The sequence below is a fragment of the Kitasatospora sp. NBC_00039 genome, assembly GCF_045160625.1.
GTDB lineage: Bacteria > Actinomycetota > Actinomycetes > Streptomycetales > Streptomycetaceae > Kitasatospora.
Genome location: NZ_CP108289.1, coordinates 6,282,165 through 6,307,615 on the forward strand (window position 1 = coordinate 6,282,165; position 25,451 = coordinate 6,307,615).

Genomic DNA, 25,451 nt, shown 5'->3' on the forward strand with positions numbered 1-25,451 from the left:
GCACCCGCGCCGCGAACCCGGCGGCGGGGGCCCCCACTGCGCCGCAACCCTGCGGCCAGGTTCTCTCCACCGTTCGCGAACCCGCGCCGGTCGGAAAAGGAGTCCGCATGTCCCGTTACACCCAGGCCCGGAAGGCAGCGGTTGTCATGGCCGCCTCCACCGCGCTGCTGGTGACCGGCATTCCGGTCATTGCGCAGGCGGCCACCCCGGACGCTCCGGCAGCCGTTGCCGCCCAGCAGGCGAGCCGCGCCCAGCTGATCGCCTCCGCGAGCCAGCAGTCCACCTCCCTCGCCCAGACCCTGGGCCTGGGCAGCGAGGAGAAGCTGGTCACCAAGGACGTGTCCCAGGACGCGGACGGTACCCGCCACCTGCGGTACGAGCGCACCCTCAACGGCCTTCCCGTCCTCGGTGGCGACCTGGTGGTCCACCAGTCCGCCACGGGTGCGACCAAGGGCGTGGACCGCGCCAGCACCGCCGCGCTGACCGGTGTGAGCACCACGCCGAAGCTGGCCGCGCCGGCCGCGCAGTCCGCCGCGCTGGCCGCCGCCTCGGGCTCCTCGCTGGACGCCGCGCCGCGCCTGGTGGTCTGGGCCGCCGACAACAACCCGCGCCTCGCCTGGGAGACGGTCGTCACCTCCACCGAGGCCGACGGCACCCCGAGCAAGCTGCACGTGGTCACCGACGCCACCTCCGGTCAGGTCATCCAGAAGTTCGAGGGCATCCAGACCGGCACCGGCAAGGGCGTCTTCGTCGGCAACGTCACCATCGGTACCACCCAGTCGGGTTCGTCGTACCAGATGAAGGACGGGGCCCGCGGTGGGATGTACACCACCAACCTGAACCACGGGACCTCGGGCACCGGCACCCTGTACAGCAAGTCCAGCGACAGCTGGGGCGACGGCACCGTCGCCAACAGCGAGTCCGCCGCGGTCGACGCCCACTTCGGCGTCGCGGCCACGTGGGACTACTACAAGAACACCTTCGGCCGCAACGGCATCCGCAACGACGGGGTCGGCGCCTACAGCCGCGTCCACTACGGCAACAACTACGTGAACGCCTTCTGGGACGACTCGTGCTTCTGCATGACGTACGGCGACGGTGACAGCAACACCCACCCGCTGACCGAGCTCGACGTCGCGGGCCACGAGATGAGCCACGGCGTGACCGCGGCCACCGCCAACCTGAACTACTCGGGTGAGTCCGGCGGCCTCAACGAGGCCACCTCGGACATCTTCGGCACCATGGTCGAGTTCTACGCCAACATCCCGACCGACAACCCCGACTACCTCATCGGGGAGCTGATCAACATCAACGGGGACGGCACCCCGCTGCGCTACATGGACAAGCCGTCCAAGGACGGCGGCTCGGCCGACTACTGGTCCTCCACCGTCGGCAACAAGGACGTCCACTACTCGTCCGGTGTCGCCAACCACTTCTTCTACCTGCTGTCCGAGGGCAGCGGCGCGAAGGTCATCAACGGCGTCAGCTACAACTCGCCGACCCAGGGCAACATCACCGTCACCGGCATCGGCCGGGACAAGGCGGCCGCGGTCTGGTACCGCGCGCTGACCACCTACATGACCTCCACCACCAACTACGCCGCGGCGCGCATCGCGACGGAGAAGGCGGCCACCGACCTGTACGGCGCGGGCAGCGCCGAGCTCAACGCGGTCAGCACCGCCTGGGCGGGCGTCAACGTGGGCACCGCGCCGAACCCGGGTGGCGTCACCGTCACCAGCCCGGGCAACCAGAGCACCGCGCTGAACGGCGCGGTCAACCTGCAGATCGCCGCCACCGGCGGCACCGCCCCGCTGACCTTCTCGGCCACCGGTCTGCCGACCGGCCTGTCGATCAGCTCCAGCGGCAAGATCACCGGCACCGCGACGGCCGCGGGCACGTACAACGTGACCGTCACCGCGAAGGACTCCGCCAACAAGACCGGCTCCGCCAGCTTCACCTGGACCGTCTCCGGCGGCGGTGGCGGCACCTGCACCCCGGCCCAGCTGCTCGGCAACGCCGGCTTCGAGACCGGCAGCGCCGCCCCGTGGACCGCCACCAGCGGCGTCGTGGACAACAGCGCCTCGCAGGCCGCCCACTCCGGCTCCTGGAAGTCCTGGCTGAACGGCTACGGCTCGACCCACTCGGACAACCTCTCGCAGACGGTCACCATCCCGGCCGGCTGCAAGGCGTCGCTCGGCTTCTACCTGCACGTCGACACGGCCGAGACCGGCACGACGGCGTACGACAAGCTGACCGTCACGGTCAACGGCACCGCGCTGAAGACCTACTCCAACGTGGACGCGGCCGCCGGCTACCAGCTGCGCACCTTCGACCTCTCGTCCTACGCGGGCCAGACGGTCACCCTGAAGTTCGCCGGCACCGAGGACTCCTCGCTGCAGACCAGCTTCGTGATCGACGACACCTCGATCCAGACCAGCTGAACCCGGGCCGGTAGCGCCGGCGGAACCAGGTAAGACAGGTGCGGGGCCCGGCAGCGACTGCTGCCGGGCCCTGTGTCGTGGGCCGGTGCCGGTGCCGGTGCCGTGTAGTGGGCTGGGCCGGGCCGGGCCCGGTGCCGTGGGCCGGGCAGGTGAGTTTTCGGAAACCGCCCGGCAACTGCGGAGCAACCGCCGGGCAACACGAAACACCGGCGAAACGTGTCCGTCCGCGACCGGAAATCCGTCCTCGCGACACTCTCCCAACCGCGACCTGCGAACCCCACCCTGACGCAGGCCTTTGGGAAGGCTCCCCTATGTTCCTGGCTGACTCGTCGCCCGGCCTCGACACCGGTGACACCGCCTGGCTGCTCGCCAGCACCGCGCTCGTCCTGCTGATGACCCCCGGGCTGGCGCTCTTCTACGGCGGCATGGTCCGCACCAAGAGCGTGCTCAACATGATCATGATGAGCTTCGTCTCGATCGCCGTGGTCACCGTGGTCTGGCTGCTGGCCGGCTACTCGCTCGCGTTCGGCCGGGACGCCGGCGGCTGGGGTCTGATCGGCGCCCCGGACCACCTCGGGATGGCCGGGATCACCCCCACCTCGCTCACCGGCCACGTGCCCACCGTGCTGTTCGCCACCTTCCAGCTGACGTTCGCGATCATCACCGCCGCGCTGATCAGCGGCGCCATCGCGGACCGGGCGAAGTTCGGCTCCTGGGTGGCCTTCACCGCCGTCTGGACGCTGCTGGTCTACGTCCCGGTGGCGCACTGGGTGTTCGCCCCCGACGGCTGGATCCTGTCGAAGCTCGGCGCGCTGGACTTCGCCGGCGGCACCGTCGTCGAGGTCAACTGCGGGGCCAGCGGCCTGGCTCTGGCGCTGCTGCTCGGCCCGCGGATCGGGTTCCGGAAGGAGGCGATGCGCCCGCACAGCCTGCCGCTGGTACTGCTCGGCGCGGGCCTGCTCTGGTTCGGCTGGTTCGGCTTCAACGCGGGCTCGGCGCTCGGCGCCAACGGTCTGGCCGCGTCCGCTCTGCTCAACACCCAGGCGGCGGGCTGCACCGGGCTGCTCGGCTGGCTGCTGGTGGAGAAGCGCCGGGACGGTCACGCCACCACGCTGGGCGCCGCCTCGGGCGCGGTGGCCGGCCTGGTGGCGATCACCCCGTCGTGCGGCAGCGTCGACCTGCTCGGCGCGCTGCTCATCGGGCTCGCGGCCGGTGTGGTCTGCTCGTACGCGGTCAGCTGGAAGTTCCGGTTCGGCTTCGACGACTCGCTGGACGTGGTGGGCGTGCACTTCGTGGCCGGCGTCATCGGCACCGGTCTGATCGGCTTGTTCGCCACCGCCGCGATGACCGGCGGCCCGGCCGGCCTGCTGCACGGCGGCGGCCTCGGGCAGCTCGGCAAGCAGCTGGTGGCGATCCTCGCCGTCGCGGCGTACGCCTTCGCCGCGACGTACGGGATCGGGCGGGCCGTCGACCGGGTGATGGGCTTCCGCGCCAGCGAGGAGCACGAACTCACCGGCCTGGACCTCGCCCTGCACGCCGAGACCGCGTACGATCACGGCGTCCTGGGGCACGGCACGACCGCCCACGCCGCCACCACCGTGCTCACGCACCCGTCCGACAGGGCCTCCTCCGCATGAAGCTGATCACCGCGATCGTCAAGCCGTTCAAGCTGGACGAGGTCAAGAACGCGCTGCAGGCCGTCGGTGTGCACGGACTGACCGTCACCGAGGCCAGCGGGTACGGCCGGCAGCACGGCCACACCGAGGTCTACCGGGGCGCCGAGTACCGGATCGACCTGGTGCCCAAGGCCCGGATCGAGGTGGTGGTGGAGGACGAGGACGCCGAGCGGGTGATGGAGGAGATCGTCCGAGCCGCCCGTACCGGCAAGATCGGTGACGGCAAGGTCTGGGCCGTGCCGGTGGAGTCGATCATCCGGGTCCGCACCGGGGAACGCGGGCCGGACGCGGTGTAGGGCCGCTCCCGGGGCGCCGCCCGGGAGCCCGGCCGCCTGCGGGCGGTGCCGGTGCCGCCGGTGGAGCAGCTGCACCCGGCCGCCCGGGCGGACTCGCCGCGGGCGGCGCAGGGCGGCGTGACGGCCCGTGAGAGCCCTTGCGCATGTCGGGGCCGTGCCTGCCGCCCTGCCCGCTGTCGTAGCGCCTCCAGAGCCCCGCGGGCGGCAGCGTGCGCGTGCGCGGCGACCAGGGTGAGCCCCCGGGCCCCGTCGACCGCGCACTGCTCGGACTCCCCGCCCCGCTCGTTCCGCCCCCGCCCGATTCCGCCCGTGCGCCGTTCCTTCGGCGTGACCGCTCGTCCGACATGGCTGTTCGTCCACGATCGTCCTAGGTGATCCCCGCCTGCCCATGCCGTCGACCCGCGGCCGTCCGTGCGATGGAGGCGGGAGCGTCGCATACGAGCTTTCCGGAGCTGCAGAAACGTTGCTTCCAAGCCCTTGACGGGCCCTGGCCACGACTCTAGGTTCAGCGCTGCAAGTTTCCAGAAAGTTTCAGCAATCTTTCACGAGCGGTACCCCAGGCTGCCCCCACCCCAGCCCCCAGGAGACATCGTGGTCACCACCGCCCCCACCCGCCGGCCTGCCCGGACGGCCGGCGCGCTCACCGCCTCGGCGGCGCTCGCCCTCTCGCTCACCGCGGCGTTCGGCGCCGCCCCCGCCCAGGCCTCCCCGCCCGGCAACGGCAAGGACGTCACGGCGACCCTCTTCGAGTGGCGCTTCGACTCCGTGGCCAAGGCCTGCACCGACACACTCGGCCCGAAGGGCTACGGCTTCGTCGAGGTCTCGCCGCCCCAGGAGCACATCCAGGGCAGCCAGTGGTGGACCTCCTACCAGCCGGTCAGCTACAAGATAGCCGGGCGCCTCGGCGACCGCGCGTCCTTCAAGAGCATGGTCGACACCTGCCACGCGGCCGGCGTCAAGGTGGTCGCCGACTCGGTGATCAACCACATGTCGGCCGGCTCCGGCACCGGCACCGGCGGGACGAACTACACCAAGTACAACTACCCCGGGTACTACCAGGACCAGGACTTCCACTCCTGCCGCGCCGCGATCAGCAACTACGGCGACCGCTCCAACGTGCAGAACTGCGAGCTGGTCAACCTCTCCGACCTCAACACCGGCAGCGCCTACGTCCAGCAGACCATCGCCGGCTACCTCAACGACCTGGCCTCGCTCGGCGTCGACGGCTACCGGATCGACGCGGCCAAGCACATCGCCGCCGCCGACCTCGCCGCGATCAAGGCGAAGACGGCCAACCCCAACGCGTACTGGGTCCAGGAGGTCATCTACGGCGCGGGCGAGCCGATCCAGCCCTCCGAGTACACCGGCACCGGCGACGTGGACGAGTTCCGCTCCGGCACCTGGCTGAAGAGCGCCTTCCAGGGCGGCCGGATCGCCGACCTGGCGAACTGGGGCTCCGGCCTGCTGCCGAGCGACAAGGCCCGCACCTTCGTCGACAACTGGGACACCGAGCGCAACGGCTCCACCCTGACCTACAAGGACGGCTCCGCCTACACCCTGGCCAACGTCTTCATGCTCGCGTACCCGTACGGCGCGCCCAACGTCTACTCCGGCTACGCCTTCACCGGCCACGACGACGGCCCGCCGAACGGCGGCACCGTCAACGCCTGCTACAGCGACGGCTGGAACTGCACGCACGCGTGGCGGCAGGTGGCCAACATGGTCGGCTTCCGCAACGCGGTGGCGGGCACCGGGGTCACCAACTGGTGGTCCAACGGCAACAACGCGATCGCCTTCGGGCGCGGCAACAAGGGCTTCGTGGCGGTCAACCGCGAGTCCGGACCGGTCACCCAGACCTTCCAGACGTCGCTGCCGGCGGGCTCGTACTGCGACGTCCAGCACGGCGACCCGGCCGCGGGCGGCTGCACCGGGCCGTCGTACACCGTCGGTTCGGACGGCCGGTTCACCGCGACCGTCGGCGCGGGCGACGCGGTGGCGCTGTACGTGGGCGCCCCGGGCGGCTCCGGTGGCGGCAACCCGGTGAGCGGCGGCGCCTCCTTCGCGGTCAACGCCACCACCGTCCTGGGCCAGAACATCTACGTGGCCGGCAGCACTGCGGCGCTCGGCGGCTGGGACACCGGTAAGGCGCTGCTGCTCTCCTCGGCGGCCTACCCGGTCTGGAAGCTGGACGTGGCGATGTCCGCGGGGGCGGCGTTCGAGTACAAGTACATCCGCAAGGACGCCGCCGGGAACGTCACTTGGGAGTCCGGCGCCAACCGGACCGCGACGGTGCCCGCCTCGGGCGCGGTGACGCTGAACGACACCTGGCGTCCGTGACACGTGCTGACGGCCGCTCCTTCCCGACGGGGAAGGGGCGGCCGTCAGCCTGTCGTTCGACGGTTCCCCCTTGCGAGTGGCGTCGCCGGGTCAAACCTCCCGTGACGGGTGAACGCTGCCAGCATCACGGAATGAGAGCCCTCCCCGTCGTCCTCGACGCCGAACTCTGCGGCGGCCGCTGGGACGGCCACCGCGAGCGCGTCAACGCCACCGCCCCGCCGCCCCCGCTGCGGATGGTGCTCCGCGCCGAACTGCCCGTCACCGAGGCCGGTGAGTACTGGCCGACCACCAGCGTCTACCGGCTCGACGAGCCCGGCGCCCGGTGGCGCTACCGGTACTCCCACGACGAGTAGGGCCGGCCTCGTGGCCGCCGGGGCTGCGCTCAGCCGCGCCCGATGTAGGGCATGGCCGTCGCCATCACGGTGGCGAACTGCACATTGGCCTCCAGCGGCAGCCCGGCCATGTGCCGCACGGTGCGGGCCACGTCGGCGACGTCCATGGTCGGCTCCACCGCGACCCGCCCGTCCGCCTGCCGGACGCCGACGCTCATCGCCGCCGTCATGTCGGTCGCGGCGTTGCCGATGTCGATCTGCCCACAGGCGATCCGGTACGGGCGGCCGTCCAGCGAGAGCGACTTGGTGAGCCCGGTCACGGCGTGCTTGGTCGCCGTGTACGCGATCGACTGCGGGCGCGGCACGTGGGCCGAGATCGAGCCGTTGTTGATGATCCGGCCGCCCTGCGGGTCCTGGGCCTTCATCTGCCGGAACGCGGCCCGTGCGCAGAGGAAGGCCCCGGTCAGGTTGAGCTCGACCACGGCCCGCCACTCGGCGACGTCCAGCTCGTCCACCGGGGTCGGCGTGCCGAACGTCCCGGCGTTGTTGAACAGCAGGTCGACCCGGCCGAACCGCTCGGCGGCCGCCGCGAAGAGCGCGTCCACCGCCGCCGGGTCGGTGACGTCGGTCGGTACCACGGCGGCCCCGCCGTCGTCCGTCCCGGCCGCCGCCCCCGGTGCGGCCGCATCACAGAGCCCGGCCGTCTCGCGCAGCGGCGACTCCCGCCGTCCGGCGAGCACCGGCCGCCAGCCCGCGGCGGCCAGCTCCACGGCCACGGCGCGGCCCACCCCGCTCCCGGCTCCGGTGACGACGGCGATCTGCTGGGGCATGGCGGACTCCTCGGGCGGTGGTACGGGCGAGCCGATCGTCCCCGATCCGGCTCCCGGAGTCACTGGTACGAGGGCCCAGAACGCGGCGGGCGCGGCACCTGCGCGACTGTGTTCCCCGCCGTCCGGCGGGTGCGCCTCCCCGCCGGTCGGCAGGGGGTGCCGGAAGTCTTTACCGGATCAGGATCAAACGTTGGACCGACGTCGGTCGTACCGCAACCGGCCCGCCCCGGCCCACGTCATAAGATCGCAGGACGGCGCGCCGCCGCGAGGGAGGGCGCGCCGACTCCCGGGGGGTCACGGACGTCGTCGCGCCCCGGGCCTGTCCGGCCCCACCCGGGGGCCACCGCCCGACTCCCGACGGAGCGGGCGCGACACCGGTCGGAGAGTCCTCACCGTGCAGCCGCATCCCACCCGTATTCGCGCCGTCCTGACCGGCGTCGCCGCCCTCACCCTGGCCGCCTCGCTGGCGGCCTGCGGCAGTACGGAGAGCGGCGGCGGGAAGAAGGGGGACTCCGCCAAGGCCGCCGGTACGCCGAGCACGAGCGGCAGCGCCCCGGGCAGCCCGACGGCCGGGGGCAGCACCTCCGCCACGCCCGCCGGCGCCACCCCGACCGCCTCGGGCAAGGTCCTGATGCCCACCGGTCCGACCGCCGCCCTCGCCAAGGCCCGGGACACCCCCGTCGGCCAGATCTTCGTGACCACGCTGGCCGGTCCCAAGTCGGGGGTCTCCGGCAAGGTCTGGGTCTGGCTGCCGCCCGAGTACAACGACCCGAAGTTCGCCAAGTCGGGCTTCCCCGTGCTCACCCTCTACGCGGGCGGCCAGAGCAACGGCTACAACACCTGGACCGACGACCAGCTGCCGATCCAGCAGCAGGACGCCGAACTGTCGAAGGCCGGCAAGGCGCACCCGTTCATCATGATCATGCCGGTGCAGAACTTCACCTCCGACGAGAAGAACGCCCTGGACTGCTCCGACATCCCCGGCCAGCCCAAGATGGGCACCTGGATGGCCGAGGACATCCCGGACTTCGTCCGCGCCAACTTCCGCACCGTGAAGGGCCGTGACGGCTGGGGCCTGATGGGTGCCTCCACCGGCGCCTTCTGCAGCGCGAAGCTCGCTCTCCAGTACCCGGACAAGTTCAAGGCCGCCGTCCCGATCGACGGCTACTTCAACCCGGACTCCGGGTTCTGGAAGGGCCACGAGGCCGAGCGGCAGGCCAACAGCCCCGACGTGATGGTCGCCCAGGGCAAGGCCGACGTGAAGATGCTGGCCACCGCCGGCGGTGCCAACGGATACGAGACCAAGCTGGTCAAGGCGTGGGTCGCCAAGGCCGCGCCGCCGCTCTCCGTCGAGTACTACGAGCAGCCCGGCGGCAAGCACCTCACCAGCGACTTCAAGAAGATGATCCCGGACACCCTGCAGTGGCTCAGCAAGAACCTGGCGGGCCCGGCGAGCGACTGACCCGGTCCGTGCCGCGCCGCCGGCGCCGGGAGTGCCTCCGTGGCCCCCGGCGCCGACGCTTTCCGGCGGGCCGGGCAGCTCCGGCCGGCCCGCTGACCTGCACGTCAATCGGACATTGATTCGGCTCTGATCGACTGTGAGCACTTTGGTGGAACCGCCGTCCACCAGCCGTGCCAAGTCGTGAAGAGAGTGTCATGCCGAGCCATCTGCTGCCCGTAGCGTCCCCGCCCGCAGCCCCCGCCCAGCGGGGCTCCGACCGTGTGCAGGCCGCCGACGAGGAGCCGCAGGCCGTCCGGTTCGCCGGGCTGCGGCTGGTGCACGCGGCGCTCCGCCGCGACCTGGCGCGGCTGCCCAACGCGCTGCGGCTGCTCCAGCCCGGCGAGGACGAGAAGGGCGCGGCACTGCTGCGGCACTGGCACTTCGTCAACGCGATGCTGACCTGCCACCACGAGCAGCAGGACGGCCGGGTCTGGCCGATCGTCCGCCGCTTCGCGCCCGAGCTGCGGCTGCTGCTCAACTGGCTGGAGGAGGACCACCACAACCTCGACCACTCCTTCACCCGGGTCGGCACCCTGGTCCGGATCGCCAGCCGGGACGCGGGCAGCGCCTGGCCGGTCGCCTACGCCATGGAGGACCTCGCGGCCCGGCTGGAGACCCACCTGCGGATCGAGGAGCGGCAGCTGCTGCCCCGGATGGAGCTGGTGTTCAAGACCACCTCCCGGGTCGGCGGCCTGCCCGAGCTGCTGGACCTGCTGCGCTCCGCCGACGGCCCGGGCACGGCGGACGCGCTCGCCTGGCTGCTGGACGGCGTCGAGCCGGCGCAGGTCGAGCGGCTGATCGCGGACTGCGATGACGACGTGGCCCGCAGCTGGCCGCACTGGCAGTCCACCTACCAGCGCTGCACCGCCCCGCTCTGGGGCCCGCCCGACGTCCGGGACGGCGCCGCCGAGTGACCGGTGGCCGTTTTTCCGGGCCGGTGATCTACGCGCGTGGCATATGCCCGGCATGCTTCGTCGGCCGCTGACCGCCCGAGCGGACGGCGGGAGCCTATTCCGGCAGGCGGTTGAGCCAGGTCAGCGGGGTGACGGCGATCGCCTTGCCCGGCGAGCCGTCCCACTCCACCGGCAGGCCCGCCGCCTCCAGCGCCGCGACCACCTCGCGGCCGATCTCCACCGTCCGCCGCTCCGCCGACTCCTTCGGCTCGCCCTCGGCGCGGAACCCGCCGTACCGCAGCATCAGCCCGCGCCCGGCGGCGGCGCCCTCGGTGTCCTGCTGATGGAAGAAGACGAAGCCGCGGGAGTCCTCCTCGGCCTCGCCGCCGATCTCCTCGTAGCCGCAGCTCGCGCAGCAGGTGAAGTCCATGGCCGCGACGATGCCCTGGTCCTCCAGTGCGTCGAACGCCTCCTCCAGCCGGTCCACGTCCGTCGTCTCCGGCCAGGACGCCTGCTCGTCCAGCCGCTCCCGCCAGAGCGGGGCGACGATCTCCTCGGCGTCCTCCTCCTCCAGCCCCTGGTCCTCGAACTCGTCGACCAGGGACTCGGCTATCTCGTCGGACTCCTGGAAGCCGCACCGGATCAACTCGCGGGCACGCTCCTCGGCCTCGCGCCGTACATCGAAGGTGAGCTCGGTCTCCTGGTTCATGCCCGAATCCTCGCACCGCCCACCGACACTCCCGCCGCCGGGCCCGGGGCTGCCGTCCGCCGGTGTTCTCCAGTCTCCGACCGCCCCCTGATCACCCGTCTGCCAGGCGCCGACCGCAGCCTGACCGCCGGCTCCGGCGCCGGCTCGGACGTGTACGCGGCCCTGCCGCCGGCCGCCCGCCCTGTGCGCGGCCGGCAAAGCGGGTGCACCACCTGGCCGCCGGCTGCACCGGTAGCGGCCGGTCGCCGCTGCCCGGAGCCGATCGGGCACGCCCGTGATGCCACGTCAGATCGGCATGGTCGCCGAGTGGTTCAGCGAGTTGCCGCTTCGGCCGGTCGCCGCTCAGCCCGAGGCGAGCCGGAACTCCAGGTTGCCGAAGCGGACCTGGTCACCCGGGCGGACCCGGACCCCGCCCGCGATCCGGAGGCCGTTCACATGGGTGCCGTTGGTCGAGCCGAGGTCGTACAGCACCCAGCTGTCGCCCTCCCGCCGCAGCTCGGCGTGGTGGCGCGACACCGAGATGTCGTGCAGTCGCAGCCCCGAGCCGGGGACCCGTCCGATCGTCAGCTGACGTTCCCCGCCCTGCGGCAGGCTCAGTCCGGGCAGCCGCTCGATCCGCCACGCTCCGCGCAGCCGCACGCCGAACGCCGAGACCTGGCCCACCGTCCGCAGCAGGAACCGCCCGACGGGGTTGCCGGCCGGCAGGCCCGCCATCGCCTCGTCCAGCTCGGCCCGGCTGCTCGCGTGCAGCACGAGCTCCATCCGGCCGAGGAAGGTGTCGTGCGAGATCCGGCCGCTGCCCGCGCCCTCCCGCAGCACTCCGAGCGCCTGCTCGCGCTCGACCTCGGACGGCCGGACCACGTGCGTCCGGATCTCAGGAGACGTCATGGCCCGATTGTCGGCTCAGCCGCCCCCACCTGTCCAGATTGCGGCCGGGCCCCTGGGGGCGGCGCCGGCGGCGCGGACCGGGCTCCCGGGCGCGTTGAGGCGGGGTCAGCTCTTCCTCGCGGCGGCCAGGATCTTGACGGTGGTGTGCAGGAACCGGGCGGTGGCCGAGCCCTGGTAGGACTTGCCGAAGAGGTTGCCGGTGCTCTTCAGCCGGCCGTCCTGGAGGTGGACCACCACGTAGGCGGTGGCCGGGTCGGCGCCGATCACCTCGTAGTCGCCCTTCGGCGAGGTGTACGGGACCGGAAAGTCCGCCGGCAGCGGCTCGGAGAGGAAGTTGATCATCAGCCGCAGGTCCGGCGTGGCCTCGACGCCCGCGAACGGCTCGGCGGCGAGCACCGCCTCGACCTCCTCCACGGTGCGCAGCATCACCGGGACGGGGTAGCCGAGCGCCTCGGCCAGGTGCTGTTCGATGCGCCGGGTGAGCGCGGCTCGGTCCGGTTCGTCCGTGGTGAAGAAGATGTTGCCGCTCTGGATGTACGAGCGCACGTCGTCGAGGCCCAGCTCGGCGAAGAGCGCCCGCAGCCGCTCCATCTTCACCGTCCGGCCGCCGACGTTGACGGCCCGCAGAAAGGCGATGTACGTGGTCGTGGTGGTCATCCGGTCAGTCTGGCACCGGGGACCGACAGCGCCCCGGTTCACCGGGATCGTCACCGGCCGGTGCCACACTGACGCCATGGCTACCTGGCAGGATTTCGAGCACGAGGCACCGGATCTGGCCCCCGCCGTGCGGGCCCGCTTCGAGGCCAACAAACACCACGTCCTGGCGACGCTGCGCAAGGACGGCTCACCCCGGGTGAGCGGCACCGAGGTGGAGTTCATCGGCGCCGACCTCACCCTCGGGTCGATGTACGGGGCGGTGAAGGCCCGCGACCTCCAGCGGGACGGCCGCTTCGCCCTGCACGCCCACCCGGGCGACGAGACGATGGAGGGCGGGGACTCCAAGATCTCGGGCCGCGCTGTCGAGATCACCGACGAGGCCGAGCTGGCCGCCTACGAGGCCGACCTGCCACAGCCGCCGCCCGGCCCGTTCCACGCCTTCCGGCTGGAGCTGGAGCAGGTGGTGCACACCACGGTGGGCGAGGACCACCTCTGGATCACGTCCTGGCGCCCGGGTGAGCCGGTGCAGCGCATCCAGCGGCTCTGACAGCGGTACCGGCCACGGCACCGACCGGGGTGCCGACGGCTGCACCGGCACCGGGAGCGGCTCCCGCGCGGGTCAGCCCTTCTTCGGCAGTACGGACTTGAGCACCTCGGGCGTGCGGGCCACGACGGCGTGGCCGTCGTCCGCGGTGATGATCGGGCGCTGGATCAGGATCGGGTGCGAGGCCATCGCCGCGATCCAGCGCGCCCGGTCACCCGGCTCCCTGGTCCACTTCTTCATCCCGAGGTCCTTGGCGGACTGCTCGTCGAGCCTGGTGATGTCCCACGGCTCCAGCCCCAGCCGCTCCAGCACCTTCTCCAGTTCGGCGGCGGTCGGCGGGTCCTCCAGGTAGCGCCGCACGGTGTACTCGGCGCCCACGGCCTCCAGCTCGCCGAGCGCCGTTCGGCACTTCCCGCAGCGCGGGTTGATCCAGATCTCCATGCGGCCAGCGTACCGACCGCCCGGTCCGGCGCGGGCGACCCGGGCGCGGACCGTCCGGTGCAGGGCCTGCGCCGGACGGGAACTTCCTTCCGCCCACGGAGGGTTGAGAGGCCAGGGGTCGGGTCTCGGGAGGGGAGCACCGGATGGACGGCGCGTCGATCATCGGACAGCTGATGACCAGCGAGGGCCGGGCGGATCCGTACCCGCTGTACGCGCGGGCGCACGAGCTGGGCGCGGCCGCCCCCGCCGGGCCGGGCACCGTCCTGGCGATCGGGCACGCCGCCGCCAACCAGGTGCTGCGAAACCCGGCCTTCGCACTGGAGGACACCGGGGAACTGGCCCTGTCGGACGCCGCCATCGCCCGGCACTCCTCCGTCACCCTGCTCGGCCGTTCGATCCTCCAGCGGAACGCGCCCGACCACGGCCGGGTCCGCTCGCTGATCGCCTCGGCGTTCAACGCCCGCCGGGTGGCCGCGCTGCGGCCGGCCGTGGCGGCGACGGTCGGGCGGCTGCTGGACGGCATGGCGCAGCGCGGCGCCGACGGTCCGCCCGTCGACTTCATGGACGCCTTCGCCTTCCGGCTGCCGGTCGAGGTGATCTGCGAGCTGCTCGGCGTCCCCGGGCCGGACCGCCACCGCTTCCGGGGCCTCGCGGGCGACCTCACCATCGCGCTGGAGCTGATCCAGGACCTCGACGAGCTCACCGTCGCCGACGAGGCCGCCGAGGAGTTGTCCGGCTACTTCACCGCGCTGGTCGCCGAGCGCCTGGCCCGCCCACAGGACGACCTGGTCAGCGATCTGGCCCGGATCGCCGCCGATGCCCCCGACCGGATATCCGGCGCCGAACTGCTGGCCAACCTGGTGCTGCTGCTGGTGGCCGGCTTCGAGACCACCACCAACCTGCTGGGCAACGGTCTCGCCCTGCTCTTCCGCCACCCGGAGGCGATGGACGGGCTCCGCACCGGCGCGGTGGCGCCCGAGCTGCTCACCGACGAGGTGCTCCGCCACGACTCGCCGGTCCAGCTCACCACCCGGGTCGCGGCCGCCGAGGGGCTCGCCGTGGCCGGGGTGCCGGCGCCGGCCGGCAGTGTGGTGCTGGTCCTGCTGGGCGCGGCCAACCGCGATCCGGCCCGCTATCACCGTCCGGAGCTGTTCGACCCCGGCCGCACCGACAGCCAGCCGCTCAGCTTCGGCGGCGGCCCGCACTTCTGCCTGGGCTCCCGGCTGGCCCGGATGGAGGCCGAGGTCGCCGTGCCGGCCCTGCTCGACCGCTTCCCCCGGCTGGCTCCCGGCGGCGTCTCCACCCGCCGGGACCGCCTCGTCCTGCGCGGCTACGAGACGCTGCCGGTCACGGTCCGCTGAACTGCGGCCCCTGGGGCCAGGGGCCGCAGGGGCCGGGCGGCCGGGACCGAAGCAAGGGGCCGGCCAGGAGGTCTCCGCCCCGCCCACAGCGCCCCGCCCACCGCAGCCGGTGGCCGAGGAGCCGAGACCGCCGCGCTGGGTGGCCTGGCTCCCGCTGGTGCTGCTGGTGCTCGACCTGGCGGCGAGGCGGTCGTCCCGGACGCCGTCGCGGCCGGCTTCCTGCTGACCGCGCTGCCGGTGGTGGTGGCGTTCAGCTACGGCCCGGCGATCACCGCCGGCGCCACGGCCGGCGCCCTCGCCCTCCAGCTCCTGTTGGCCCTGCGTGCCGGGCACCTCGACGAGCAGGACCACGTCTGGGTCTACATCTCCACCCTGCTCGCCGGCGTCATGGGCACCGCCCTCTCCTGGCAGCGGATCCGGCAGAGCCGCACCCTGCTGCGCACCCGCACGGTGGCCGCGACCCTGCAGCGGACCGTCCTGCGCCCCGTCCCCGAGCGGGCCGGCGGCCTGCGGGTGGCGGGCCTCTACCGCCCGGCCCAGGCCGAGGCGCTGGTCGGCGGTGACCTCTACGAGGTCTGCGACACCCGCTTCGGTGCCCGCGTGCTGCTCGGCGACGTCCGCGGCAAGGGCCTCGGCGCGGTCCGGACGGTGGCCGACGTGCTCGGCGCCTTCCGGGCAACCGCCCACGACACCGCCGATCTGGTCGAACTCGCCGAGCAGCTGGACCGCGCGGTGCTGCGCGACGCCGCCGCCCGGGGTGACGACCAGCTGTTCGTGACCGCCGTCCTGCTCCAGTAGCGCGCCGGGGCGGAGCACGCCGAGATCGTCAACCGGGGTCATGTCACGCCGCTGCTGCTCTCCGACCACGGCGCCACCCCGGTGCACTGCCCGTACGAGCTGCCGCTCGGCCTCGGCCGCCTCGGCCGGCCCTCCGCCCGGCGGTCCGACCCCGCGGCCGTCCCCCTCCCGCCCGGTCACACCCTGCTGTGCTACACGGACGGCGTGAGCGAGGCCCGCGATGCCACCGGCGCCTTCTACCCGCTGGCCGGCCGTCTGACCACGCTCGGCACGGCAACCCCGGAGCGCCTGGTCTCCTTCCTCGCCCACGACGTCCACGAGTACGCCGGCCTGTTCGCCGACGACCTCGCCATCCTCGCCCTCACCCGGGAGTGACCGGGCACACCGTCGGCCTGCCCCGCCCGATTCCCTGCCCCGCCCGATTCCCTGCCCCGCCCGATTCCCTGCCCCGCCCGATTCCCCGCCCCGCCGGTTCCGCACGCCGGAGCCCCCGCCCCGGCAAGCGATGTCGGGGAGGGGGCTCCGGGAGCACGCGGCGACGGCGTTCGGCCGCGACGGCCTACAGGTCGTAGTAGAGCTCGAACTCGTGCGGGTGCGGGCGCAGGGCGATCGGGGCGATCTCGTTGGTGCGCTTGAAGTCGATCCAGGTCTCGATCAGGTCGGGCGTGAAGACGTTGCCCGCGAGCAGGTACTCGTGGTCGGCCTCCAGGGCCTCCAGGACGGCCGGGAGCGAGGACGGCACCTGGGGCACATTGGCGTGCTCCTCGGGGGCCAGCTCGTAGAGGTCCTTGTCGACCGGCTCCAGCGGCTCGATCTTGTTCTTGATGCCGTCGAGGCCGGCCATCAGCATCGCGGCGAAGGCCAGGTACGGGTTGGACGACGGGTCCGGCGCACGGAACTCGATGCGCTTGGCCTTGGCGTTGGAGCCGGTGATCGGGATCCGGATCGCGGCCGAGCGGTTGCGCTGCGAGTAGACGAGGTTGACCGGTGCCTCGAAGCCCGGGACCAGGCGGTGGTAGGAGTTCACCGACGGGTTGGTGAACGCCAGCAGCGACGGGGCGTGCTTGAGCAGCCCGCCGATGTAGTAGCGGGCGGTGTCGGAGAGCCCGGCGTAGCCCTGCTCGTCGTAGAAGAGCGGCGAGCCCTCCGTCCACAGCGACTGGTGGACGTGCATGCCAGAGCCGTTGTCGCCGAAGATCGGCTTCGGCATGAAGGTGGCGGTCTTGCCGTTGCGCCAGGCGACGTTCTTGATGATGTACTTGAACAGCATCAGGTCGTCGGCGGCGTGCAGCAGGGTGTTGAACTTGTAGTTGATCTCCGCCTGGCCGGCCGTGCCCACCTCGTGGTGCTGGCGCTCGACCTCCAGGCCGGCCGAGGCCAGCTCCAGGGACATCTCGGCGCGCAGGTCGGCGAAGTGGTCGACCGGCGGGATCGGGAAGTAACCGCCCTTGTACTTGACCTTGTAGCCGCGGGCGTCCCCCTCGGCGGAGCCTGAGTTCCAGGCACCGGCCTCGGAGTCGATGTGGTAGTACGACGCGTTGGCGCTGGTGTCGAAGCGGACCGAGTCGAAGACGTAGAACTCGGCCTCGGGACCGAAGAACGCGGTGTCGGCGATGCCGGAGGAGGCGAGGTAGGCCTCCGCCTTCTTGGCGACGTTGCGCGGGTCGCGGCTGTAGGCCTCGCCGGTGACCGGGTCCTGGATGAAGAAGTTGATGTTGAGGTGCTTCTCCTTGCGGAACGGGTCGAGCCGGGCCGTGGCCAGGTCCGGGACGAGTGCCATGTCGGACTCGTGGATGGCCTGGAAGCCGCGGATCGACGAACCGTCGAACATCAGGGTCTCGGACGGGTCGAAGGTCGCCGCGGGCACGGAGAAGTGCTGCATGACGCCCGGGAGATCACAGAACCGGACGTCGATGAACTTCACATCGTTGTCCTGAATGAACTGCTTCACTTCGGCGGCGTTGTTGAACATCCATCCTCCTCGGCGTGCGAATGGGGCTCACCCTAGGAATGGCCCGTTTCCAACCGGTGACCCGGTCGTTTCCTGAATGTTAACCGCCGTCGTTGAACGGGCGGCAAAGTCGTACGCTCCGGGGCAAAACGCTTCGCCCGCCCTGGTTGGGTCGTCTGAGTGGTCTGGACCACTTGGGAAGTGCCGGAAGACGCGATTCACCCTCCGGGGGAGCCGGTGCAGGCCCGGACCGTCCGCCCGGTTAGTGTGGATTCGTGGACACCAGAGAAGCGTTGGGATCGTGGATCGACGGCCCGAAGGCGGCCGCCGAGAAGATGGGCACCGACTTCGGCCACCGCGGCGAGCGCCTCGGACTCCCCAAGGAGGGCACCGGCTCGATCGCCGGTCCGGGCCGCCGGCTGGGCGCGCTCTTCGTCGACGGCTGGCTGGTCTCCCTGGTCGCCTACGGGCTGATCGCCAAGGGCTCCCCGGGCTCGGCCAACATGTGGACCACCCCGCTCTTCTTCGCCGTCACCGCGCTGCTGCTCGCCACCACGGGGACGACCGTCGGCAAGCGGCTGTTCGGCCTGCGGGTGGTGCGCCTGGACGGCAGCCGCGCCACCATCCCCCAGGTGCTGCTCCGCACGCTGCTGCTCTGCCTGCTGGTGCCGGCCCTGGTCTGGGACCGCGACACCCGCGGCCTGCACGACAAGGCGGTCGGCACCGCCGAGGTGCGGATCTGAGGTCCGGCCCTGGGGCCTCGGTTCCGAGGCCCGGATCCCGGGGCCGAGGTTCGAGTCCCGAATCCCGGAAGCCGGGCCGGTGCCCGGAACCAGGTCTCGAGAACGTCGAACGGCCCCGCCGCGGAGCTTCCGCGGCGGGGCCGTTTCGTGCGAATGGGGAGGGGTGGGTCAGCGGGCCTGGCCGCCCTTGGGCATCCGGGCACCCTTGGGCATCGGGCCCTTGGGGATCGGCGCCTTCGAGAGCAGGTCGCCCAGGGCGCGCAGCCGGTCGTTGGTCTCGGTGACCTGGGCCGGGGTGATGGCGCGCGGCAGACGCATCAGGTGGATCTGCAGCTTCTTGAGCGGAATCTCGCCCTCGCCGTTGCCCACCACGATGTCGTGCACCGGCACGTCGCCGACGACCCGCGCCATCTTCTTCTTCTCGGAGGCCAGCAGCTGGCGCACCCGGTTCGGGTTGCCCTCGCCGATCAGCGCGATGCCGGCCCGGCCCACGGCGCGGTAGACCGCGTCCTGGCTACGGGTCACCGCGACCGGGGTGGAGCTGGCGCTCCAGCCTCGCCGGATGTTGTTCAGCACGGCCGCCACGGCCCCCGGCTGCCCCTCCATCTGTCCGAACGCGGCGCGTTCGGCCCGGCGCCCGAAGACGATCGCCATGGCCAGGAAGGCCACGATGAAGCCCAGGATGCCCAGGTAGATGGGGTGGTCGATTGCGAAGCCGATGGCGAGGAACACGCCGAAGGTCAGCAGGCCGACGCCGGCGATGATCAGGCCGATCTTGGTGTCGACCTTCTTGGTCATGGTGTACGCCTGGCGGATCTGCTTCAGCCGCCCGGGGTTTTCGGATGTTTCCCTCGCCATAACGCTCATGGTACGTGCCGCGGGTACGGGATATCCAAGCCCGGGTACCCGTTCGTCCCCAACCGTGACTCGGGTGAACCCGCGCGACTCCGTACGGGTACGAACGCGGGGGTCCCGAGGGCGGTGCGCAGCCGCCGGAGCGGCGCCCGCTAGCCGTGCGCGGACTCGGCGACGGCGCCGCCGGGCCGCGCGTCGCGCTCGCGGTCCGCCGCGTACCGGCGGTTCTCGCAGACCGCCGCCCAGGCGTTGCGGCGGGCCTGTCGCTGGCCGCCCGCCAGCAGCACGCTCTCGGCCAGTCGCAGCGCGGTGCCCACCGACCGGATGCCGACCTGCATGTCGAACAGCTCCCCTCGTGACGGACCCAGTGACAGGGTCCGTGGCGGAAATGATTCGAACGGTCCCATTGTCACCACCCCGTGTTACCAGGTCGTGACCTGGCAGTCAAAGCCTGGTGAACCCGAACAACCCGAAGGGCGGAGCCGAGGCTCCGCCCTTCGGTGGCCAGAAGTCGCCGGCCGGTCAGACCGACGCCTGCTCGCGGCGCTCCAGCGCCTGCCGGTACAGCCGTCCGGCGCGGTACGAGGAGCGCACCAGCGGGCCGGACATGACGCCGGCGAAGCCCAGCTCCTCGGCCTCCTGCTGGAGCTCGACGAACTCGTGCGGCTTCACCCAGCGCTCCACCGGGTGGTGGCGCACCGACGGGCGCAGGTACTGGGTGATGGTGATCAGCTCGCAGCCGGCCCCGACCAGGTCGGCCAGCGCCTGGCTGACCTCCTCGCGGGTCTCGCCCATGCCCAGGATCAGGTTGGACTTGGTGACCAGCCCGGCCGCGCGGGCCTGGGTGATGACGTCCAGCGAGCGCTCGTAGCGGAACGCGGGCCGGATCCGCTTGAAGATCCGCGGGACCGTCTCGACGTTGTGCGCCAGCACCTCGGGGCGGGACGAGAAGACCTCGGCCAGCTGCTCGGGCACCGCGTTGAAGTCGGGGATCAGCAGCTCGACGCCGGTGCGGCCGGCCTCGCGCCCGGCCGTCATCGCGTGCACCTGCCGCACCGTCTCGGCGTACAGCCAGGCGCCGCCGTCCTCCAGGTCGTCGCGGGCGACGCCGGTGATGGTGGCGTAGTTGAGGTCCATGGTGACGATGGACTCGGCGACGCGGCGCGGCTCGTCGCGGTCGAACTCGGCGGGCTTGCCGGTGTCGATCTGACAGAAGTCGCAGCGGCGGGTGCACTGGTCACCGCCGATGAGGAAGGTCGCCTCGCGGTCCTCCCAGCACTCGAAGATGTTGGGGCAGCCGGCCTCCTGGCAGACCGTGTGCAGCCCCTCCTTCTTCACCAGCGACTGGAGGGCGTTGTACTCCGGGCCCATCTTCGCGCGGGTCTTGATCCACTCGGGCTTCCGCTCGATGGGGGTCTCGCTGTTGCGGACCTCCAGGCGGAGCAGCTTCCTGCCGTCGGGTGCGACAGCGGACACGTGCGACTCCTAGAACTAGACGGGGTACCCCCAGGGTACGCCTGTGCTTGTACGGCCTTCGCCGGGCCGGTGGCCCGCAATCGCAGGGCAACATCGCTACCGGCGGGTAGATTCCCCGGACCTTCCGGGCGGATTCCCGGACCTGCCGGGTGGATTCCCCGGACCTGCCGGGTCGTCCCGGGTCAGCGGCTGAGCGCCGGCTCCGGAAGTTCGGCGAACACGTCCGCCAGGTGCTTCTCGACCGCGGACAGTGCCTCGCCGACCGGGAACTCCCGGCCCAGCTCGCCGGAGAGCGACGCGACGCCCGCGTCCCGGATGCCGCAGGGCACGATCCGGTCGAACCAGGTCATGTCCGGATCGCAGTTCAGCGCGAAGCCGTGCATGGTCACCCCGCGCGAGACCCGCACGCCGATCGCGGCGAGCTTGCGGTCGTCGCCGCGCTGCCCGGCGTTGGAGGGCGCGTACTCCGGCCCGGCCAGGCGGGGGTCGATGCCCAGCGGCAGGCCCATCCGCAGGGTCAGCTTTCCCAGGTCCACCACCTGCGACGGGTCCACCACCGCGTCCGGGATGGCCTCGCCCAGGACCCAGACCCCGCTGCGGCCCTCGACCCGGGTGGTCTCCACGCCGAACTCGCCGCAGGCCCGGATCAGGGCCTCCTCCAGCCGGCGCACGTACGCGACGACGTCCATCGGCTCGGGGAGCTTCACGATCGGGTAGCCGACCAGCTGGCCGGGGCCGTGCCAGGTGATCTCGCCGCCCCGGTTGACCTCGACCACCGGCGTGCCGTCCAGCGGCAGGTCGGCCGGGTTGGTGCGCCTGCCCATCGTGTACACGGGCGGGTGCTCCAGCAGCAGCACGGTGTCGGGGATCTCGTCCGCGACCCGCAGCGCGTGCAGCCGCTGCTGCTCCTCCCAGGCCTCCTGGTAGGGGACGGCGCCCTCGCCCATGCCCATCCGCACGAACCGCACGTTCTCGCTCATGCGCGCACCCCGCCGCACTCGGCGGTCACTTCGCGCGACGCGCACCGTCCGACCGTCTGCTCGCTACGCTCGCTCACCGTTGCTGCTCCTTGCCAGGCGTTCGAGACCAACCTCGCCACTGTACGCCCCGGCCGCGATCGGCCGTCCGGGTGCCCGCGGGCAGCCCCGGTCCGGCCGTCCGGTCAGTTGCCGGCGAGCAGCTGGAGCCGCAGTGCCAGCTGCAGCTCCAGGGAGCGTTCGGGGTGGTTCCAGTCCCGGCCGAGCAGCACCTCGACCCGGTCCAGCCGCTGCACCACCGTGTTCACGTGGACGTGCAGCTCGTCCTTGGCCCGGGTCAGGCTGCCGCCGCAGTCGAAGTAGGCGCGAAGCGTGCGGACCAGCTCGGTGCCGCGCCGGGCGTCGTAGTCCAGCAGCGGGCCGAGCGTCGCGCCGACGAAGCCGTCCACGTCGTGGCCGTCCCCGAGCAGTACCCCCAGGAAGCCCAGCGCCCGGGCCGAGGCGCCGCCCCCGGCCCGGCCGAGCACGCGCAGCGCCCGGACGCAGCGCAGGCCCTCGGCGTACGAGGCGGCCAGCGCGAGCGGGCCGGCGGCGGGCCGGCCGGCGCCCACGGTGACCGGGAACCCGGCCAGCCGGGCGAGCCGCTCGGCCGACTGCTCGGCCGCCTCCTGCGGGGCGCCCGCCGAACCGTCGTCCGGGAGCAGCAGGACGACGGCCTCGCCGTGCTCCGCGCTGATGCCGCGCGAGCCGAACAGGTACCGCCCGGCGGCGCCCGCCAGCCGGCCGCGGTCGGCGGCCGCCGTGGCGGCGCTGGGCGCGGCGCCGGCGGCACCGGCCGGTTCGGCGACCAGCACCAGGTGCGGGCGGCCGAGGTCCACCCCGAGCCGGCGGCCGCGCGCGGTGAGGCCGGCCGGGTCGCGGTCGGGCGTGGTGAGCAGGTCGGCGAGCAGCTCGCCGCGGACGCGGTTCTCGGTCTCGGCGACCGAGCGGCGCAGCAGCAGGAGCAGCGCGGTGACCACACCGGCCCGTTCGAACAGCCGGCGGTCGGCGTCGTCCAGGCCCGGCCGGCCGAGCAGCACCAGGGTGCCCAGCGGCTCCTGGCCGGCCAGCACCGCGCAGACCCAGGCGTCGCCGTGCCGCACCGACCGGCCCTCGGACCGGGACGCCGCGACTGCCGCGGCCAGCCCCTCGGCGGGTACCGCCCGGCCGGCCAGCGGCTCGCCGCCGGTGTCCAGGACGGCTATCTCGCCGCCCAGCAGCGCGGCCACCGCGGCGGCGACGTCCGGTACCTCGGCGCCGCGCAGCACCAGGTCGGTGAGCCGGTCGTGGCCCTGCTCGGCGCGCTGGACGGCGGCGGAGTGGGCCCGGATCAGCTCGTTGGCGCTGTTCAGCTCGGCGAGCGCGGCCCGGGTGTCGGCCAGCGACTTGGCGGTGTCCAGGGCGATCGCGGCGTGCGCGGCCAGGGTGCAGAGCAGCGCGACCTCGTCGGGGGAGAAGGCGCGCGGCGAGCGGTCGGCGGCGAAGAGCACCCCGATCACCCGGCCGCCGAGCAGCAGCGGTACCCCGATGATCGCGACCAGGCCCTCGTCCAGCACACCGGCGTCGATGGTGCCGGTGTGGTGGAAGCGTTCGTCGGTCCGGTAGTCGGGGGTCGCGTACGGGCGGGCGGTCTGGGCGACCAGGCCGCCGAGGCCGTCGCCGAGGCTGAGCCGCAGGGTCTGGAAGAGCACGGAGACCGAGCCGTCGGTCACCCGCATGTAGGTGTCGCCGGCGGCCTCGTCCGGGAGGGTCAGGTAGGCGGTGTCGGTGCCGAGCAGCATCCGGGCCCGGCGGACGATCGCCTGGAGCACGGTGTCCAGGTCCCGGGAGGCGGCGAGATCCCCGGCGGTGTCGAAAAGGGCGGTCAGCTCGGCCTCGCGGCGGCGGTGCTGACGCAGCGTCCGGTGTACCCGCAGCGCCTGCCAGGTGGCGTCGTCGATCTCGCTCAGCACGGCGCCCGGCGCCCCCTGCCGGCGCGCGTCGGCCAGCACGTCGGCGAAGTCCTCGGTGGCGGCGCCGGAGGCGAGCAGGTCGAGCAGCCGCCGCAGCGCGGGCGCCGAGCTGGTGTGGGGGACGGGGTCGTTCACGGTACGGCCGCCAATCGGCAGTGGGTCACAGGCCTCGGTCCCTGTCGTCGAAGTCCCGCCTTCCCGGCGGCGTCCGGGCGGACGACGCTGCTTCGAGGACAGGCCCCGGGGACGGAAGCGCGATCGTAGCTGCTCACCCCCGGTGGCCGTAGCGGGCCGGCGCCCATCCGGTCATGGGCGCCGGCCGTGGAACGGGGTGTCAGGCGGTCGCGGGCTTGGCGAGCGCCACGGCCTCGGGAGCGGCCTCCGGCTCGACCTCCGTGAGGTCGCTGCCCCGGGTCTCCCGGCCGCAGAGCACCGCGAGGACGGTGACCGCGGCGGCGATCGCCACGTACACCGCGATCGGGGTGGAGCTGCCGTAGTCCTTCAGCAGCGCGGTCGCGATCAGCGGCGCGGGCGCGCCGGCCGCCACCGAGGCGAACTGGGCGCCGATCGACGCACCCGAGTACCGCATCCGGGTGGCGAACATCTCGGAGAAGAAGGCCGCCTGCGGTGCGTACATGGCGCTGTGGAAGACCAGCCCGACGGTCACCGCCAGCACCAGCGAGCCGAACGATTTCGTGTCCACCAGCCCGAAGAAGACGAACGCCCAGATCCCGACGCCCACCGCGCCGACCAGGTACACCGGCTTGCGGCCGACCCGGTCGGAGAGCGCCCCGAAGAGCGGGATCAGCGCGAACTGGACCGCCGAGGCGATCAGCACCGCGTTCAGCGCGGTCTGCTTGGGCAGGTGCACCCTGGTCACGGCGTAGGCCAGGACGAACGTGGTCATCACGTAGTAGGAGATGTTCTCCGCCATCCGGGCGCCCATCGCCACCAGCACCTCCCGCCAGTGGTGCCGCACCACGGCGACCAGCGGCGGCTGCTCGGCCTGCCGCTGCGAGGCCTTGCGCGCCTCGGAGCGGGCCAGCGCCTCCTTGAACAGCGGGGACTCGTCCACCGCCAGCCGGATCCACATCCCCACCGCGACCAGCAGCGCCGACAGCAGGAACGGCACCCGCCAGCCCCAGGAGAGGAAGGTGGCGTCGGACTGCACCGTGGTCAGCAGCGAGAGCACGCCCGCCGCCAGCAGGTTCCCGGCCGGTGCGCCGCCCTGCGGCCAGGACGCCCAGAACCCGCGCCGCCGGGCGTCGCCGTGCTCGGACACCAGCAGCACCGCGCCGCCCCACTCGCCGCCGAGCGCGAAGCCCTGCACCAGCCGCAGCAGGGTGAGCAGCACCGGTGCCGCCACGCCGACCTGGTGGTACGTCGGCAGCAGCCCGATCAGTGTGGTCGACCCGCCCATCAGCAGCAGGCTCACCACCAGCAGCTTCTTCCGGCCGATCCGGTCGCCGAAGTGCCCGAAGACCAGCGCGCCGAGCGGCCGGGCGGCGAACCCGATCGCGTAGGTGAGGAAGGAGAGCAGGGTCCCGGTCAGCGGATCGCTCGCCGGGAAGAACACCTTGCCGAAGACCAGCGCCGCGGCGGTGCCGTACAGGAAGTAGTCGTACCACTCGATGGTGGTGCCGATCAGGCTGGCACCGACCACCTTCCAGAGTGGTGAGCCCGGTCTCGCGACGGTGGGAGAACTGGCCATGGAATCAAGCCTCTCGGAGGGGGGGACGGGCGGGGTGCGGCGG

General features: G+C 72.5%; 22 protein-coding genes and 1 pseudogene. 11 read left to right on the forward strand and 12 right to left on the reverse strand.

What is annotated here, in order from left to right; translation table 11 throughout:
* Nucleotides 1-107: 107 nt before the first annotated feature.
* From OG286_RS27920 to OG286_RS27940, 5 genes are all read left to right on the forward strand, one after another.
* Entirely contained in the window at nt 108-2,441 is a 2,334-nt protein-coding gene (locus OG286_RS27920; RefSeq protein WP_396319484.1) for a M4 family metallopeptidase, read from the forward strand.
* A 311-nt stretch (nt 2,442-2,752) separates the two neighbouring features.
* Entirely contained in the window at nt 2,753-4,078 is a 1,326-nt protein-coding gene (amt, locus tag OG286_RS27925) for an ammonium transporter (protein ID WP_396319483.1), read from the forward strand.
* Entirely contained in the window at nt 4,075-4,413 is a 339-nt protein-coding gene (locus OG286_RS27930; RefSeq protein WP_396319482.1) for a P-II family nitrogen regulator, read from the forward strand. Before amt ends, OG286_RS27930 begins: the two co-directional genes overlap by 4 nt.
* Before the next feature lie 591 nt (nt 4,414-5,004).
* Nucleotides 5,005-6,750: a carbohydrate-binding module family 20 domain-containing protein gene (locus tag OG286_RS27935; RefSeq protein ID WP_405365854.1), complete on the forward strand. Its 1,746-nt coding sequence runs from the start codon at nt 5,005-5,007 to the stop codon at nt 6,748-6,750.
* A gap of 131 nt (nt 6,751-6,881) precedes the next feature.
* The gene (locus OG286_RS27940; protein ID WP_405359616.1) at nt 6,882-7,103 is read left to right on the forward strand and encodes a hypothetical protein; all 222 of its coding nucleotides are present in this window, start codon (nt 6,882-6,884) and stop codon (nt 7,101-7,103) included.
* Nucleotides 7,104-7,132: 29 nt separating this feature from the next.
* Here the strand turns inward: OG286_RS27940 and OG286_RS27945 are convergent, their stop codons facing one another.
* Nucleotides 7,133-7,912: an SDR family oxidoreductase gene (locus OG286_RS27945; RefSeq protein WP_396319479.1), complete on the reverse strand. Its 780-nt coding sequence runs from the start codon at nt 7,910-7,912 to the stop codon at nt 7,133-7,135.
* A gap of 394 nt (nt 7,913-8,306) precedes the next feature.
* On the opposite strand from OG286_RS27945, the gene OG286_RS27950 reads away from it, so the two are divergent.
* Both OG286_RS27950 and OG286_RS27955 read left to right on the forward strand, forming a co-directional pair.
* Nucleotides 8,307-9,374 (forward strand): alpha/beta hydrolase, encoded by a 1,068-nt coding sequence (locus tag OG286_RS27950; RefSeq protein ID WP_396319478.1) that lies wholly within the window; start codon nt 8,307-8,309, stop codon nt 9,372-9,374.
* Between the two features lie 194 nt (nt 9,375-9,568).
* Complete coding sequence (locus OG286_RS27955; protein WP_396319477.1) at nt 9,569-10,327, forward strand: hemerythrin domain-containing protein; 759 nt, start codon at nt 9,569-9,571, stop codon at nt 10,325-10,327.
* 94 nt (nt 10,328-10,421) lie between these two features.
* Here OG286_RS27955 and OG286_RS27960 read toward each other — a convergent pair whose 3' ends face one another.
* From OG286_RS27960 to OG286_RS27970, 3 genes are all read right to left on the reverse strand, one after another.
* Nucleotides 10,422-11,015 (reverse strand): DUF6891 domain-containing protein, encoded by a 594-nt coding sequence (locus tag OG286_RS27960; protein ID WP_396319476.1) that lies wholly within the window; start codon nt 11,013-11,015, stop codon nt 10,422-10,424.
* 342 nt (nt 11,016-11,357) lie between these two features.
* On the reverse strand, nt 11,358-11,903 hold the full coding sequence (locus OG286_RS27965; protein WP_396319475.1) for an FHA domain-containing protein: 546 nt from the start codon (nt 11,901-11,903) through the stop codon (nt 11,358-11,360).
* A gap of 105 nt (nt 11,904-12,008) precedes the next feature.
* Nucleotides 12,009-12,560 carry a DUF1697 domain-containing protein gene (locus OG286_RS27970; RefSeq protein ID WP_396319474.1) on the reverse strand — a complete coding sequence of 184 codons (552 nt, stop codon included), beginning with the start codon at nt 12,558-12,560 and terminating at the stop codon, nt 12,009-12,011.
* Between the two features lie 76 nt (nt 12,561-12,636).
* On the opposite strand from OG286_RS27970, the gene OG286_RS27975 reads away from it, so the two are divergent.
* On the forward strand, nt 12,637-13,107 hold the full coding sequence (locus OG286_RS27975) for a pyridoxamine 5'-phosphate oxidase family protein (protein WP_396319473.1): 471 nt from the start codon (nt 12,637-12,639) through the stop codon (nt 13,105-13,107).
* A 72-nt stretch (nt 13,108-13,179) separates the two neighbouring features.
* Here OG286_RS27975 and OG286_RS27980 read toward each other — a convergent pair whose 3' ends face one another.
* On the reverse strand, nt 13,180-13,545 hold the full coding sequence (locus OG286_RS27980; RefSeq protein WP_396319471.1) for an arsenate reductase family protein: 366 nt from the start codon (nt 13,543-13,545) through the stop codon (nt 13,180-13,182).
* 143 nt (nt 13,546-13,688) lie between these two features.
* Here OG286_RS27980 and OG286_RS27985 point away from each other — a divergent pair, with 143 nt between their 5' ends.
* Both OG286_RS27985 and OG286_RS27990 read left to right on the forward strand, forming a co-directional pair.
* Nucleotides 13,689-14,906 carry a cytochrome P450 gene (locus OG286_RS27985; protein ID WP_405365855.1) on the forward strand — a complete coding sequence of 406 codons (1,218 nt, stop codon included), beginning with the start codon at nt 13,689-13,691 and terminating at the stop codon, nt 14,904-14,906.
* A gap of 387 nt (nt 14,907-15,293) precedes the next feature.
* Nucleotides 15,294-16,079: pseudogene (locus OG286_RS27990) on the forward strand (PP2C family protein-serine/threonine phosphatase).
* A gap of 184 nt (nt 16,080-16,263) precedes the next feature.
* Here OG286_RS27990 and glnA read toward each other — a convergent pair.
* Nucleotides 16,264-17,676: a type I glutamate--ammonia ligase gene (gene glnA, locus OG286_RS27995; RefSeq protein WP_396319467.1), complete on the reverse strand. Its 1,413-nt coding sequence runs from the start codon at nt 17,674-17,676 to the stop codon at nt 16,264-16,266.
* Between the two features lie 254 nt (nt 17,677-17,930).
* On the opposite strand from glnA, the gene OG286_RS28000 reads away from it, so the two are divergent.
* Complete coding sequence (locus OG286_RS28000; protein ID WP_396319466.1) at nt 17,931-18,398, forward strand: RDD family protein; 468 nt, start codon at nt 17,931-17,933, stop codon at nt 18,396-18,398.
* 168 nt (nt 18,399-18,566) lie between these two features.
* Here OG286_RS28000 and OG286_RS28005 read toward each other — a convergent pair whose 3' ends face one another.
* The 6 genes from OG286_RS28005 to OG286_RS28030 all read right to left on the reverse strand — a co-directional run bounded on the left by OG286_RS28005 (nt 18,567) and on the right by OG286_RS28030 (nt 25,408).
* Nucleotides 18,567-19,265, reverse strand: a complete 699-nt coding sequence (locus tag OG286_RS28005) for a DUF4191 domain-containing protein (protein WP_396319465.1) — start codon at nt 19,263-19,265, stop codon at nt 18,567-18,569.
* Between the two features lie 140 nt (nt 19,266-19,405).
* Complete coding sequence (locus OG286_RS28010; protein WP_396319464.1) at nt 19,406-19,591, reverse strand: hypothetical protein; 186 nt, start codon at nt 19,589-19,591, stop codon at nt 19,406-19,408.
* A 184-nt stretch (nt 19,592-19,775) separates the two neighbouring features.
* On the reverse strand, nt 19,776-20,729 hold the full coding sequence (gene lipA / locus OG286_RS28015; RefSeq protein ID WP_396319463.1) for a lipoyl synthase: 954 nt from the start codon (nt 20,727-20,729) through the stop codon (nt 19,776-19,778).
* A 182-nt stretch (nt 20,730-20,911) separates the two neighbouring features.
* Nucleotides 20,912-21,709: a lipoyl(octanoyl) transferase LipB gene (gene lipB, locus OG286_RS28020; protein ID WP_396319462.1), complete on the reverse strand. Its 798-nt coding sequence runs from the start codon at nt 21,707-21,709 to the stop codon at nt 20,912-20,914.
* 182 nt (nt 21,710-21,891) lie between these two features.
* The gene (locus tag OG286_RS28025; protein WP_396319461.1) at nt 21,892-23,832 is read right to left on the reverse strand and encodes a helix-turn-helix domain-containing protein; all 1,941 of its coding nucleotides are present in this window, start codon (nt 23,830-23,832) and stop codon (nt 21,892-21,894) included.
* Between the two features lie 199 nt (nt 23,833-24,031).
* Nucleotides 24,032-25,408: an MFS transporter gene (locus OG286_RS28030; RefSeq protein WP_396319460.1), complete on the reverse strand. Its 1,377-nt coding sequence runs from the start codon at nt 25,406-25,408 to the stop codon at nt 24,032-24,034.
* Nucleotides 25,409-25,451: the final 43 nt, after the last annotated feature.

Coding starts and splice junctions, on each gene's coding strand:
- OG286_RS28005 (WP_396319465.1), bottom strand. CDS start 19,265: ATGAGCGTTATGGCGAGGGAAACATCCGAAAACCCCGGGCGGCTGAAG.
- OG286_RS28030 (WP_396319460.1), bottom strand. CDS start 25,408: ATGGCCAGTTCTCCCACCGTCGCGAGACCGGGCTCACCACTCTGGAAG.
- OG286_RS27985 (WP_405365855.1), top strand. CDS start 13,689: ATGGACGGCGCGTCGATCATCGGACAGCTGATGACCAGCGAGGGCCGG.
- OG286_RS27960 (WP_396319476.1), bottom strand. CDS start 11,015: ATGAACCAGGAGACCGAGCTCACCTTCGATGTACGGCGCGAGGCCGAG.
- OG286_RS27920 (WP_396319484.1), top strand. CDS start 108: ATGTCCCGTTACACCCAGGCCCGGAAGGCAGCGGTTGTCATGGCCGCC.
- amt (WP_396319483.1), top strand. CDS start 2,753: ATGTTCCTGGCTGACTCGTCGCCCGGCCTCGACACCGGTGACACCGCC.
- OG286_RS28010 (WP_396319464.1), bottom strand. CDS start 19,591: ATGCAGGTCGGCATCCGGTCGGTGGGCACCGCGCTGCGACTGGCCGAG.
- OG286_RS27940 (WP_405359616.1), top strand. CDS start 6,882: ATGAGAGCCCTCCCCGTCGTCCTCGACGCCGAACTCTGCGGCGGCCGC.
- OG286_RS27965 (WP_396319475.1), bottom strand. CDS start 11,903: ATGACGTCTCCTGAGATCCGGACGCACGTGGTCCGGCCGTCCGAGGTC.
- OG286_RS27980 (WP_396319471.1), bottom strand. CDS start 13,545: ATGGAGATCTGGATCAACCCGCGCTGCGGGAAGTGCCGAACGGCGCTC.
- OG286_RS27970 (WP_396319474.1), bottom strand. CDS start 12,560: ATGACCACCACGACCACGTACATCGCCTTTCTGCGGGCCGTCAACGTC.
- OG286_RS27955 (WP_396319477.1), top strand. CDS start 9,569: ATGCCGAGCCATCTGCTGCCCGTAGCGTCCCCGCCCGCAGCCCCCGCC.
- OG286_RS27945 (WP_396319479.1), bottom strand. CDS start 7,912: ATGCCCCAGCAGATCGCCGTCGTCACCGGAGCCGGGAGCGGGGTGGGC.
- OG286_RS27975 (WP_396319473.1), top strand. CDS start 12,637: ATGGCTACCTGGCAGGATTTCGAGCACGAGGCACCGGATCTGGCCCCC.
- glnA (WP_396319467.1), bottom strand. CDS start 17,676: ATGTTCAACAACGCCGCCGAAGTGAAGCAGTTCATTCAGGACAACGAT.
- lipB (WP_396319462.1), bottom strand. CDS start 21,709: ATGAGCGAGAACGTGCGGTTCGTGCGGATGGGCATGGGCGAGGGCGCC.
- OG286_RS27930 (WP_396319482.1), top strand. CDS start 4,075: ATGAAGCTGATCACCGCGATCGTCAAGCCGTTCAAGCTGGACGAGGTC.